Source organism: Pseudomonas sp. TE6288 (assembly GCF_054062095.1).
Map to the genome: position 1 here is coordinate 21,251 of NZ_JBSSEW010000011.1, position 13,147 is coordinate 34,397.

Sequence of the window (13,147 nt, forward strand, 5' to 3'; positions counted from 1 at the left end):
CGCTAGCATCGCCCCAGCCATTTGCGCCAATAATAAGTCCAAACCGCAGCGCCCAACCCATCGAGGCCAGCATGTACATCTATCGTTTGGTCCTGCTTCTGGTGGTGGGGATCTACCTGTTCTCCCCCGCCATCATGGACTGGTGGATCGAGCCGACCGGTGCCTGGTACCGTCCCTACCTGCTCTGGCTGATCCTCATCGTCGTCACCTTCATCCTGCAGAGCCAACGAGATGCCGATGAGCTTTAGCCTGACCCAGATGATCCTGATCAGCGCCGCCTACCTGCTGGTGCTGTTCAGCGTGGCCTGGATCAGCGAGCGCGGGCTGATCCCGCGGGCGATCATTCGCCACCCCCTGACCTACACCTTGTCGCTGGGCGTCTACGCCAGTGCCTGGGCCTTCTATGGCTCGGTCGGCCTGGCCTATCAATATGGCTACGGCTTCCTTGCCTGTTACCTGGGGGTGTCCGGGGCCTTCCTGCTGGCCCCGGTACTGCTCTATCCGATCCTCAAGATCACCCGCACCTACCAGCTGTCGTCACTGGCCGACCTGCTGGCGTTTCGCTTTCGCAGCACCTGGGCCGGCGCGCTGACCACCATCTTCATGCTGATCGGCGTGCTGCCCCTGCTGGCCCTGCAGATCCAGGCGGTGGCCGATTCGATCAGCATCCTCACCGGCGAGCCGGTCAAGGCGCGGGTGGCGTTCGCCTTCTGCGTGCTGATCATCCTGTTCACCATCTTCTTCGGCTCACGCCATATCGCCACCCGCGAAAAACACGAAGGCCTGGTGTTCGCCATCGCCTTCGAGTCGGTGATCAAGCTGTTGGCGCTGGGCGGTATCGGCCTTTATGCGCTGTACGGCGTGTTCGGTGGCCCGCATGGGCTGGAAGTCTGGCTGCTGCAGAACCAGACCGCCCTCGCCGCCTTGCACACGCCGTTGCAGGAAGGCCCCTGGCGCACCCTGCTGCTGGTGTTCTTCGCCTCGGCGATCGTCATGCCGCACATGTACCACATGGCCTTCACCGAAAACCTCAGCCCGCGCTCACTGGTCAGCGCCAGCTGGGGCCTGCCGCTGTTCCTGCTGCTGATGAGCCTGGCCGTGCCGCTGGTGCTGTGGGCCGGCCTGCGCCTGGGCGCCAGCACCAACCCCGAGTACTTCACCCTGGGCCTGGGCATCGCCGCCAACAACGAAGCGCTGGCGCTGCTGGCCTATGTCGGTGGCTTGTCGGCCGCCAGCGGGCTGATCATCGTCACCACCCTGGCGCTGTCGGGCATGGCCTTGAACCACCTGGTGCTGCCGCTGTACCAGCCGCCGGCCGAAGGCAATATCTACCGCTGGCTGAAGTGGACCCGCCGGGCGCTGATCGTCGCCATCATCACCGCCGGCTTCGTCTTCTACCTCACCCAGAACAACCACCAGAGCCTGGCCAACCTGGGCATCGTCGCCTTCGTCGCCACCTTGCAGTTCCTGCCCGGGGTGCTTTCGGTGCTGTACTGGCCGACCGCCAACCGACGAGGGTTCATCGCCGGCCTGCTGGCCGGCATGCTGGTGTGGATGGTGACCATGCTGCTGCCGCTGCTGGGCAACCTGCAGGGCTTCTACATCCCGTTGCTGGACATGATCTACGTGCTGGACGACACCAGCTGGCACATGGCGGCCATCGCCTCGCTTGCGGCCAACGTCCTGCTGTTCACCCTGATTTCGCTGTTCACCAATGCCAGCAGCGAAGAGGTCAGCGCCGCCGAGGCCTGCGCGGTGGACAACGTGCGTCGCCCGCAACGCCGCGAACTGCATGCCGCCTCGCCCCAGGAGTTCGCCACCCAGCTGGCCAAGCCGCTGGGCGCCAAGGCTGCGCAAAAAGAGGTGGAGCAGGCCCTGCGCGACCTCTACCTGCCCTTCGACGAGCGCCGCCCCTATGCCCTGCGGCGCCTGCGCGACCGCATCGAGGCCAACCTGTCCGGCCTGATGGGGCCGAGCGTGGCACAGGACATGGTCGAGACCTTCCTGCCTTACAAGTCCGGCAACGAGAACTACGTCACCGAGGACATCCACTTCATCGAGAGCCGCCTCGAGGACTATCACTCGCGCCTGACCGGCCTTGCCGCCGAACTCGACGCCCTGCGCCGCTATCACCGCCAGACCCTGCAGGAACTGCCCATGGGCGTGTGCTCGCTGGCCAAGGACCAGGAGATCCTGATGTGGAACAAGGCGATGGAGGAGCTCACCGGCATCGCCGCCAAGCATGTGGTCGGCTCGCGCCTGGTGACCATCGCCGAACCCTGGCGCGGCCTGCTGCAAGGCTTCATCAACGTGCCCGACGAACACCTGCACAAGCAGCGCCTGGTCCTCGATGGCCAGCCGCGCTGGCTGAACCTGCACAAGGCGGCCATCGACGAGCCGCTGGCCCCGGGCAACAGCGGCCTGGTGCTGCTGGTCGAGGACCTCACCGAGACCCAGGCGCTGGAGGACAAGCTGGTGCATTCCGAGCGCCTGGCCAGCATCGGCCGCCTCGCCGCGGGCGTGGCCCACGAGATCGGCAACCCGATCACCGGCATCGCTTGCCTGGCGCAGAACCTGCGCGAAGAACGCGAGGGCGACGGCGAGATCATCGAGCTGTCCAGCCAGATCCTCGAGCAGACCAAGCGCGTGTCGCGCATCGTCCAGTCGCTGATGAGCTTCGCCCACGCCGGCGGCAGCCAGCAGAACAGCGAGGAGCCGGTGTGCCTGGCCGAGGTGGCGCAGGATGCCATTGGTCTGCTGGCGTTGAACCGGCGCAATTTCGAAGTACAGTTCTTCAACCTCTGCGACCCGCAACACTGGGTCGAGGGCGACCCGCAACGCCTGGCCCAGGTGCTGATCAACCTGCTCTCCAACGCCCGCGACGCCTCGCCGCCCGGCAGCGCCGTGCGCGTGCGCAGTGAGATCAACGAGCACACCGTCGACCTGGTGGTCGAGGATGAAGGCAGCGGTATTCCGAAAAGCATCATGGACCGCCTGTTCGAACCCTTCTTCACCACCAAGGACCCGGGCGAAGGAACCGGACTGGGGCTCGCTCTGGTCTATTCCATCGTGGAAGAGCATTATGGGCAAATCACCATCGACAGCCCGGCCGACATCGAGCGCCAACGTGGTACCCGGATCCGCGTGACCCTGCCCCGGCATGTCGTAGCGACGTCCCCTGAAATTCGAGACCGTCGAGAGAATTGAATCAATGCCGCATATTCTGATCGTCGAAGACGAAACCATCATCCGCTCGGCCCTGCGTCGCCTGCTCGAGCGGAACCAGTACCAGGTCAGCGAAGCCGGCTCGGTGCAGGAAGCCCAGGAACGCTTCAGCATTGCCACCTTCGACCTGATCGTCAGTGACCTGCGCCTGCCGGGTGCCCCGGGTACCGAGCTGATCAAGCTCGGCCAGGGCACGCCGGTACTGATCATGACCAGCTACGCCAGCCTGCGCTCGGCGGTGGACTCGATGAAAATGGGCGCGGTGGACTACATCGCCAAGCCCTTCGACCACGACGAGATGCTCCAGGCCGTGGCACGTATCCTGCGCGACCGGGTGAACGCCCCGGCCTCGGCGCCGGCCGGCGAGCCCCGGGCCGCCAATGGCAAGGCCAGCACGGACAAGGCCAGCCCCGCCGCCGCCAACGGCGAGATCGGCATCATCGGCTCCTGCCCGCCGATGCAGGACATGTTCGTGAAGATTCGCAAGGTCGCGCCAACCGACTCCAATGTGCTGATCCAGGGCGAGTCCGGCACCGGTAAAGAGCTGGTCGCCCGCGCCCTGCACAACCTCTCGCGCCGGGCAAAGGCACCGATGATCTCGGTGAACTGCGCGGCGATCCCGGAAACCCTCATCGAGTCGGAACTGTTCGGCCACGAGAAGGGTGCCTTCACCGGCGCCAGCGCGGGTCGGGCGGGGCTGGTCGAAGCCGCCGATGGTGGCACCTTGTTCCTCGACGAAATCGGCGAGCTGCCACTGGAAGCCCAGGCCCGCCTGCTGCGGGTGCTGCAGGAAGGCGAGATCCGCCGGGTGGGTTCGGTGCAATCACAGAAGGTCGACGTGCGCCTGATCGCGGCCACCCACCGCGACCTGAAGAACCTGGCCAAGGCCGGGCAGTTCCGTGAAGACCTGTACTACCGCTTGCATGTGATCGCCCTGAAATTGCCAGCCCTGCGCGAGCGCGGCAGCGACGTCAACGAGATCGCCAATGCCTTCCTTGCCCGCCAGAGCGCACGGATCGGCCGCGACGACCTGCATTTTTCCCACGATGCCGAGCAAGCCATCCGCCATTACAGCTGGCCGGGCAACGTGCGCGAGCTGGAAAACGCGGTGGAGCGCGCAGTGATTCTCAGCGAAAGCGCGGAAATTTCCGCCGACCTGCTGGGCATCGACATCGAGCTTAGCGACCTGGAAGACGACGACATGCTGGACAATCTGCCGGCGCTTGCCAGCAGCAACAGCGCCAGCCATGAGCCGACCGAGGACCTGTCGCTGGAGGATTACTTCCAGCACTTCGTGCTCGAGCACCAGGACCACATGACCGAAACCGAACTGGCCCGCAAGCTGGGCGTCAGCCGCAAATGCCTGTGGGAACGCCGCCAGCGCCTGGGCATCCCGCGGCGCAAGAGCAACGCCACCAGCGACAACTGATCCAGCCTGGATACATCGCGGGGCAAGCCCGCTCCCACAGCGCGTGGGGGCAGGCTTGCCCCGCGGTCGTTAGGGGGTAACACATCAGTTACCGCAAAAATCTGTTACCTACCCTGCCGGGCGTAACATCCCCCGAGGCGTAAGGTAACGAAATTTCTACATTTGCCCCGCGGCAAAACCTGCCTGAAGCGCTGAAACCCCCGATTTCATTGGGTTTTCAAAAGTTGGCACGGCACCTGCTATATGTCTGGTACAAGAACAATAACAAGCACTGCAACTCAGAATAAGAACAAGACGAAACGGCTCACGCACAATAAAAACAAGACGGCGGAGGCGCAGCTAACTGATTCTTTTGGAGAGGCGTTGTGTTTGGGGCTTGCCCCACGATCAGGCAGAGAACAACAAAAACTGCACTCAAAAGCAGCACCTGAACTGATTGGATCGACAGATCAACATCAACTCGGCGACCAAAGCAATCCGTTTGCTCTTCACCCCCGGTTTGGGGGTCGTCCACAAGCTTCGAGATTTGTGGACAGGGCATTCAACAAAAACAAGAAGCCCGGCAGAAGAACAATAAGAGCACGCAACGACTTGATGGGGAGCTTCGGCTCCCCATGTCGTTTCTCACTTCTGCATCACGCTTGGCACACCGCCTACACCATTCCCCCAGTAAATGCTAGAATCCCCGCCCATCATGCGGCCATTCTCCTATCCTTGGCCGATCATTCCTTCAAACAGTGCATCCCATGCTGAAGAAGCTGTTCCAGTCGTTCCGCCCGCCCGTTCGTGGCCAGCACCACAGGCGCACCACGCCTGAAGTGATCAACAAGAGCCAGCACTCGCTGCAGCGCAGCCAGTTCAGCCGCCATGCCGTGGGCATTGTCGAGCGCCTGCAGGCGGCCGGTTACCAGGCCTACCTGGTCGGTGGCTGCGTGCGCGACCTGCTGCTGGGCATCACGCCCAAGGACTTCGACGTGGCCACCAGCGCCACCCCCGAGCAGATCCGCGCGGAGTTCCGCAACGCCCGTATCATCGGCCGGCGCTTCAAGCTGGTCCACGTGCATTTCGGCCGTGACATCATCGAGGTCGCCACCTTCCGTGCGCCCCACTCCGATGACGACCAGTCCGATAGCCACCGTTCGTCGCACAATGCCAGCGGTCGCATCCTGCGCGACAACGTGTACGGCACTTTGGAAGAAGACGCGCAACGCCGCGACTTCACCATCAACGCCCTGTACTACGACCCGGTCAGCGAGCGCATCCTCGACTACGCCAACGGTGTCCACGACATCCGTAACCGGCTGCTGCGCCTGATCGGCGATCCGCCCCACCGTTACCAGGAAGATCCGGTACGCATGCTGCGCGCCGTGCGCTTCGCCGCCAAGCTGGACTTCGGCATCGAGAAGCACACCGTGCAGCCGATCCGCGAGCTGGCGCCGATGCTGCGCGACATCCCACCCGCGCGCCTGTTCGAGGAAAGCCTCAAGCTGTTCCTCAACGGCCAGGGGGCGATCACCTTCGAGATGCTGGTCGACCTGCAACTGTTCGAGCCATTGTTCCCGGCCAGCAGCCATGCCTTGGAAGAACGTCCGAGCTACACCCACAGCTTGATCAGCCAGGCATTGGCCAACACCGACCTGCGCGTCAAGCAGGGCAAGCCGGTGACACCCGCCTTCCTGTTCGCCGCGCTGCTCTGGCCAGCCCTGCCAAGCCGCGTACTGTACCTGCAGAGCCAAGGCGTGCCGCCGATCCCGGCCATGAACGGCGCGGCCCACGACCTGATCGCCGAACAGTGCGCACGCATCGCCATCCCCAAGCGCTTCACCCTGCCGATCCGCGAGATCTGGGACATGCAGGAGCGCCTGCCACGGCGCAGCGGCAAGCGCGCCGACATGCTGCTCGACAACCCGCGTTTCCGCGCCGGCTACGACTTCCTGCTGCTGCGTGAAAGCGCCGGCGAGGAAACCGATGGGCTGGGCCAATGGTGGACCGACTACCAGGACGCCAACGACAGCCAGCGCCGCGACATGATCCGCGAACTGGGCAACCGTGACGACGCCGCTGGCGCCGGTGCCGGCCCACGCAAGCGCAAACGCAGTGGCGGCAAGCGCAAGCGTGACGACGAGCAGGCGTGGGACTGAGCATGACCACCCGTGCGTACATCGGCCTGGGCAGCAACCTGGATGAGCCCGCCGAGCAGCTGCGCAGCGCCCTGCAGGCGCTGGACCTGATCGCCGAGACGCGCCTGACGGCGGCCTCGGCGCTCTACACCAGCGATTCGCTGCTGCCGGGCCAGCCACGCTACACCAACGCCGTGGCGGCCATCGACACGGCACTGACACCGCTGGACCTGCTGGACGCCCTGCAGGCCATCGAAAACGGCCAGGGCCGCGTACGCAAGGAGCGCTGGGGCCCACGCACCCTCGACCTGGACATGCTGCTGTTCGGCGACCAGGTCATCGATGCGCCGCGCCTGAAAGTGCCGCACTACCACATGCACGCCCGCCCCTTCGTGCTGTACCCGCTCGCCGAGCTGGTGCCCGCCAGCTTCCGCCTTGCCGACGGCCGCCCCCTCGCGCAACTGCTCGAGGACTGCCCGTTCGTCGGCCTGGAACGCCTGTAAATCGGGCGTTTCAGACGGCGGTAACGCCAGTAACACCCACGCCGTAACAATGCGGTAACACGGCTGGTTGACTTCCCCCACCTCGCTCACGACTATAGGCGTCCCGCGGCGCTACTGTGCCGCAATCACCCATTTAGGCTCGGACGGATCTGTGCCCGAACATCACGACCGATGATGTGCCGCTCCGGAAGATGAATACACGCGTTGTACGCAGTTGTTGTTCACAGCGCCTGAACGAGGACTCCCCTACATGCCTGAAGTAACCCTGACCACCCTGCACGGCCTGAAGGCCAAGGGTGAAAAAATCACCATGCTGACCTGCTATGACGCGACCTTCGCCAAGGCAGCCAGCCAGGCCGGCGTGGAAGTGCTGCTGGTGGGCGACTCCCTGGGCATGGTCCTGCAGGGCCATGACAGCACCCTGCCCGTCACCAACCGTGACATGGCCTACCACACCGCCTGCGTCAAACGCGGCAACGATGGGGCGTTGATCCTCGCCGACCTGCCGTTCATGGCCCACGCCACACCCGAGCAGGCTTTCGCCAACGCCGCCGAACTGATGCGCGCTGGCGCCCACATGCTCAAGATCGAAGGCGCCGCCTGGCTGGGCGAGACCATCCGCCTGCTGGCCGAACGCGGCGTGCCGGTGTGCGCGCACATGGGCCTGACCCCGCAGACGGTCAACGTGCTGGGCGGCTACAAGGTCCAGGGGCGCCAGGAAGCCCAGGCACGGCAGATGCGCGCCGACGCCATCGCCCTGGAACAGTCCGGCGCGGCCATGCTGTTGCTCGAGTGCGTACCCAGCGAGCTGGCCGCGGAAATCTCCCAGGCCGTGAGCATTCCGGTGATCGGCATCGGTGCCGGCAGTGCCACTGATGGCCAGGTGCTGGTGCTGCACGACATGCTCGGGCTGTCGCTGAGCGGCCGCGTGCCGAAGTTCGTGAAGAACTTCATGGCCGGCCAGCCGGACATCCAGAGTGCCCTGGCCGCCTATGTCCGCGCGGTCAAGGAAGTCAGCTTCCCCGGCAGCGAACATGGGTTCAGCGCATGAATACCGTCAAGACCGTCCGTGAGCTGCGCGCCGCCGTGGCCCGCGCCCGCGGCGAAGGCAAGCGCATCGCCTTCGTGCCGACCATGGGCAACCTGCACAGCGGCCACGCCGCCCTGGTGACCAAGGCCGCCCAGCGCGCCGACTTCGTGGTCGCCAGCATCTTCGTCAACCCGTTGCAGTTCGGCGCCGGCGAAGACCTGGACAAGTACCCGCGCACCCTCGCCGCCGACCAGGAGAAACTGCTCCAGGCCGGCTGCCACCTGCTGTTCGCCCCGACCGTCGAGGAGATGTACCCCGATGGCATGACCGTGCAGACCCGCGTCAGCGTGCCGCAACTGTCCGAAGGGCTGTGCGGCGCCAGCCGTCCTGGCCACTTCGAAGGCGTGGCGACCGTGGTCAGCAAGCTGTTCAACATGGTCCAGCCGGACCTGGCCGTGTTCGGCGAGAAGGATTTCCAGCAACTGGCGGTGATCCGCGCCATGGTCCGCGACTTGAACATGCCGATCCAGATCATCGGCGAGCCGACTGTGCGCGCCGAGGATGGTCTGGCGCTGTCATCGCGCAATGGCTACCTGACAACAGAACAGCGTGCCGCCGCCCCGGCGCTGTACCGTGTGCTGAGCGCCATGGCCGACGCCTTGCGCCGCGGCCAGCGCGACTACGCGGCGCTGATCGCCGAGGGCCAGGCGCAACTCGAAGCCGCCGGGTTCCGTAAGGATTACCTGGAAGTACGCCACGCCGTCACCCTGCGCCCGGCGCAGGTCGATGACCGTGACCTGGTGGTGATCGCCGCAGCTTACCTGGGCAACACCCGGCTGATCGACAATCTCTATCTGCACCTCGAAGAGCAGACCGCCTGAGCTCGACGCGTGGGAGCGGCTCAACGTCGCCCCACGCGTGCCCTGGGTATCAGGTCAGTGACAATTTTTAATCCGCGCCGCCCGCCTCCCCCCATTCCCGCCTTGGCGCCAATGCCTATAATGTCCAGCTTGCAACCGGCAATGACTGCCGCTGTCCAAGCCTGACCATGCAACAAGGAAACCACCCGCAATGGCGTATTACCGTACCCCCCACGATGTGACGGCGCTGCCCGCCTGGCAGGCGCTCCAGCAACACCGCGACGCCATGCAGGGCTTCAGCATGCGCGAAGCCTTCGCCGCCGACGGCAAGCGCTTCGACCAGTTCTCCTTGAGCAGCTGCGGCCTGTTTCTCGACTACTCGAAGAACCTGATCACCGAGCAGACCCGAGACCTGCTGGTCAACCTGGCCAAGGAAGTCGACCTGGAAGCAGCCATCAAGTCGATGTTCAGCGGCGAGATCATCAACGCCTCCGAAGGCCGCCCGGTGCTGCACACCGCCCTGCGCCGCCCGGTCGGCGACAAGCTCAGCGTGAACGGCGTCAACGTGATGCCTGAAGTGCACAAGGTGCTCAACCAGATCACCGAACTGGTCGGGCGCATCCACGACGGCCTGTGGCGCGGCTACAGCGAGAAGCCGATCACCGACGTGGTCAACATCGGCATCGGCGGCTCGTTCCTTGGCCCCGAGCTGGTCTCCGAGGCTCTGCTGCCCTACGCCCAGCGCGGCGTGCGCTGCCACTACCTGGCAAACATCGACGGTAGCGAGTTCCATGAACTGTCGGCCAACCTGCGCGCCGAGACCACCCTGTTCATCGTGTCGTCGAAGTCGTTCAACACCCTCGAAACCCTGAAGAACGCCATGGCCGCGCGTACCTGGTACCTGGCCCAGGGCGGATCGGAAGCCGAGCTGTACCGCCACTTCATCGCCGTGTCGAGCAACAAGGCCGCGGCCGTGGCCTTCGGCATCCGCGAAGAGAACATCTTCCCGATGTGGGACTGGGTGGGCGGGCGTTACTCGCTGTGGTCGGCCATCGGCCTGCCGATCGCCCTGGCCATCGGCACCGCCAACTTCAAGGAGCTGCTGTCCGGCGCCTACACCATGGACCAGCACTTCCAGACCGCGCCGTTCGAGAAGAACATGCCGGTGCTGCTGGCCTTGCTGGGCGTGTGGTACGGCAACTTCTGGGGCGCCCGCAGCCACGCGATCCTGCCGTACGACCACTACCTGCGCAACATCACCAAGCACCTGCAGCAGCTGGACATGGAGTCCAACGGCAAGAGCGTGCTGACCGATGGCACGCCGGTACAGACCGAAACCGGCCCGGTGATCTGGGGCGGCGTCGGCTGCAACGGCCAGCACGCCTACCACCAGCTGCTGCACCAGGGCACCCAGCTGATCCCGGCCGACTTCATCGTGCCGGTGGTGAGCTTCAACCCGGTGGCCGACCATCACCAGTGGCTGTACGCCAACTGCCTGTCGCAGAGCCAGGCGCTGATGCTCGGCAAGACCCGCGAGGAAGCCGAGGCCGAACTGCGCGCCAAGGGCCTGAACCAGGACGACATCGCCAAGCTGGCGCCGCACAAGGTGATCCCGGGCAACCGCCCGAGCAACACCTTGGTGGTCGAGCGCATCAGCCCGCGCCGCCTTGGCGCGCTGGTGGCAATGTACGAACACAAGGTGTTCGTGCAGAGCGTGGTCTGGGGCATCAACGCCTTCGACCAGTGGGGCGTGGAGCTGGGCAAGGAACTGGGCAAGGGCGTGTACCAGCGCCTGGTCGGCGCCCAGGAAGACAGCGCCGAGGATGGCTCGACCCAAGGCCTGATCAACTACTTCCGCGGCCGTCACCGCGGCTGATCGACCTGTAGCCGTCAATCGCGGGGCAAATCGCATCGGTGCGCCGATGCGGCTTGCCCCGCGATGCTTTCCGCCCGGGAACACCCCCACCTTCTACACTGTCCATCGAATAGCCGTTGCAGTCCCTCGCCCCTAACAAGAGCAGGACCACCCGCCATGTTCGATATCCGCGACTATCCCGAGGCACTGGCCGTCAGCCAGGCCGCCACACTCTCTGACGACGACTACCGCCGCCTCTATCGCCAGTCGGTGGACGACCCCGACACCTTCTGGGCCGAGCAGGCCAAGCGCCTGGACTGGATCAAGCCCTGGTCGAGCGTGCAGCAATGCGACCTGAAGACCGGCACGGCGCGCTGGTTCGACGGCGCCCAGCTGAATGTCAGCCATAACTGCATCGATCGCCACCTGGCGACGCGCGGCGAGCAGACCGCCCTGCTCTGGGAGGGCGACGATCCCAAGGACAGCAAGGCCATCAGCTACCGCGAGCTGCACCGCCAGGTGTGCCGGCTGGCCAATGCCCTGAAAGCCCGGGGTGTGAAGAAAGGCGATCGGGTATGCATCTACATGCCGATGATCCCCGAGGCCGCCTATGCGATGCTCGCCTGCACCCGCATCGGCGCCATTCACTCGGTGGTGTTTGGCGGCTTCTCCCCCGATGCCCTGCGCGACCGTATCCTCGACGCCGATTGCCGCACCGTGATCACTGCCGACGAAGGGGTGCGCGGCGGCAAGCGCATACCGCTCAAGCAGAATGTCGACAAGGCGCTGGCCAGCTGCCCGGCCGTCAGCAGCGTGCTCGTGGTCAAGCGCACCGGCGGCGACGTCAGCTGGAGCGAAGGCCGTGACCTCTGGTACCACGAGGCAACGGCAAAGGCCGGTGACGACTGCCCGCCCGAACCGATGAACGCCGAGGACCCGCTGTTCATCCTCTACACCTCCGGCAGCACCGGCAAACCCAAGGGCGTGCTGCACAGCACCGCCGGCTACCTGCTGCAGGCCACGATGACCTTCAAAGTGGTGTTCGATTACCGCGACGGCGAAGTGTTCTGGTGCACCGCCGACGTCGGCTGGGTCACCGGCCACAGCTATATCGTCTATGGCCCGCTGGCCAACGGCGCGATCTCGCTGATGTTCGAGGGCGTGCCCAACTACCCCGACACCTCGCGTTTCTGGCAGGTGGTGGACAAGCACCAGGTGAACATCTTCTACACCGCTCCCACCGCGCTCCGAGCCCTGATGCGTGAGGGCTCGGAGCCTCTGGAGAGTACATCGCGCCAGAGCCTGCGCCTGCTCGGCAGCGTCGGCGAGCCGATCAACCCGGAGGCTTGGGAATGGTACTTCAAGGCGGTCGGGCAGAAACGCTGCCCCATCGTCGACACCTGGTGGCAGACCGAGACCGGCGGCATCATGCTCACGCCTCTTCCCGGCACACAAAGGCTCAAGCCCGGTTGCGCCACCCAACCGATGTTCGGCGTGCAGCCGGTGCTGCTGGATGAAAAAGGCAAGCTCATCGAGGGGCCAGGCGCCGGCCTGCTGGCGATCAAGGCCAGCTGGCCCGGGCAGATCCGCAGCGTCTACGGCGATCACCAGCGCATGGTCGACACCTACTTCAAGCCCATGCCCGGCTATTACTTCACCGGCGACGGCGCCCGCCGCGACGCCGACGGCGACTACTGGATCACCGGGCGCATCGACGACGTGATCAATGTCTCCGGCCACCGCATCGGCACCGCCGAGGTGGAGAGCGCACTGGTGCTGCACGACAGCGTCGCCGAAGCGGCGGTGGTCGGTTATCCCCATGACCTCAAGGGCCAGGGCGTCTATGCCTTCGTCACCCCCATGAACGGCATAGAACCGGATGATGCGCTCAAGGCCGAACTGCTGGCCCTGGTCAGCAAGGAAATCGGCAGCTTCGCCAAGCCCGAGCTGATCCAGTGGGCGCCCGCCCTGCCCAAGACCCGCTCGGGCAAGATCATGCGGCGCATCCTGCGCAAGATCGCCTGCAACGAGCTGGATAACCTGGGAGATACGTCCACACTCGCCGACCCTAGCGTGGTCCAGGGGCTGATCGACAAACGTCTCAACCAGTAGAACCCTCGGGGCG

Annotated in this window: 9 protein-coding genes; all 9 read left to right on the forward strand. The window is 65.0% G+C overall.

Annotated elements, in window-relative coordinates; translation table 11 throughout:
* Positions 1–71: 71 nt before the first annotated feature.
* The gene (locus ACVWY1_RS12905; protein ID WP_003250005.1) at positions 72–248 is read left to right on the forward strand and encodes a hypothetical protein; all 177 of its coding nucleotides are present in this window, start codon (positions 72–74) and stop codon (positions 246–248) included.
* Positions 232–3,207, forward strand: a complete 2,976-nt coding sequence (locus ACVWY1_RS12910; RefSeq protein ID WP_172670868.1) for a sensor histidine kinase — start codon at positions 232–234, stop codon at positions 3,205–3,207. Before ACVWY1_RS12905 ends, ACVWY1_RS12910 begins: the two co-directional genes overlap by 17 nt.
* Before the next feature lie 4 nt (positions 3,208–3,211).
* The gene (locus tag ACVWY1_RS12915) at positions 3,212–4,654 is read left to right on the forward strand and encodes a sigma-54-dependent transcriptional regulator (protein WP_110701728.1); all 1,443 of its coding nucleotides are present in this window, start codon (positions 3,212–3,214) and stop codon (positions 4,652–4,654) included.
* Between the two features lie 746 nt (positions 4,655–5,400).
* Positions 5,401–6,795, forward strand: coding sequence for a polynucleotide adenylyltransferase PcnB (locus ACVWY1_RS12920; RefSeq protein ID WP_457378377.1), 1,395 nt, complete (start codon positions 5,401–5,403; stop codon positions 6,793–6,795).
* A 2-nt stretch (positions 6,796–6,797) separates the two neighbouring features.
* Positions 6,798–7,277, forward strand: coding sequence for a 2-amino-4-hydroxy-6-hydroxymethyldihydropteridine diphosphokinase (gene folK / locus ACVWY1_RS12925; protein ID WP_111533410.1), 480 nt, complete (start codon positions 6,798–6,800; stop codon positions 7,275–7,277).
* Positions 7,278–7,527: 250 nt separating this feature from the next.
* A complete protein-coding gene (panB, locus tag ACVWY1_RS12930) occupies positions 7,528–8,328 on the forward strand; it encodes a 3-methyl-2-oxobutanoate hydroxymethyltransferase (protein WP_102683204.1) in 801 nt (266 codons plus the stop codon).
* Positions 8,325–9,188, forward strand: coding sequence for a pantoate--beta-alanine ligase (panC, locus tag ACVWY1_RS12935; RefSeq protein WP_198754608.1), 864 nt, complete (start codon positions 8,325–8,327; stop codon positions 9,186–9,188). The genes panB and panC overlap by 4 nt, the downstream gene beginning before the upstream one ends.
* A 190-nt stretch (positions 9,189–9,378) precedes the next feature.
* A complete protein-coding gene (pgi, locus tag ACVWY1_RS12940; protein ID WP_038706862.1) occupies positions 9,379–11,043 on the forward strand; it encodes a glucose-6-phosphate isomerase in 1,665 nt (554 codons plus the stop codon).
* A gap of 156 nt (positions 11,044–11,199) precedes the next feature.
* Complete coding sequence (acs, locus tag ACVWY1_RS12945; RefSeq protein ID WP_277502137.1) at positions 11,200–13,134, forward strand: acetate--CoA ligase; 1,935 nt, start codon at positions 11,200–11,202, stop codon at positions 13,132–13,134.
* Positions 13,135–13,147: the final 13 nt, after the last annotated feature.

Bases quoted from the DNA above. Each gene is read 5' to 3' on its own strand.
- ACVWY1_RS12905 (WP_003250005.1), top strand. From the start codon at position 72: ATGTACATCTATCGTTTGGTCCTGCTTCTGGTGGTGGGGATCTACCTG.
- ACVWY1_RS12910 (WP_172670868.1), top strand. From the start codon at position 232: ATGCCGATGAGCTTTAGCCTGACCCAGATGATCCTGATCAGCGCCGCC.
- ACVWY1_RS12915 (WP_110701728.1), top strand. From the start codon at position 3,212: ATGCCGCATATTCTGATCGTCGAAGACGAAACCATCATCCGCTCGGCC.
- ACVWY1_RS12920 (WP_457378377.1), top strand. From the start codon at position 5,401: ATGCTGAAGAAGCTGTTCCAGTCGTTCCGCCCGCCCGTTCGTGGCCAG.
- folK (WP_111533410.1), top strand. From the start codon at position 6,798: ATGACCACCCGTGCGTACATCGGCCTGGGCAGCAACCTGGATGAGCCC.
- panB (WP_102683204.1), top strand. From the start codon at position 7,528: ATGCCTGAAGTAACCCTGACCACCCTGCACGGCCTGAAGGCCAAGGGT.
- panC (WP_198754608.1), top strand. From the start codon at position 8,325: ATGAATACCGTCAAGACCGTCCGTGAGCTGCGCGCCGCCGTGGCCCGC.
- pgi (WP_038706862.1), top strand. From the start codon at position 9,379: ATGGCGTATTACCGTACCCCCCACGATGTGACGGCGCTGCCCGCCTGG.
- acs (WP_277502137.1), top strand. From the start codon at position 11,200: ATGTTCGATATCCGCGACTATCCCGAGGCACTGGCCGTCAGCCAGGCC.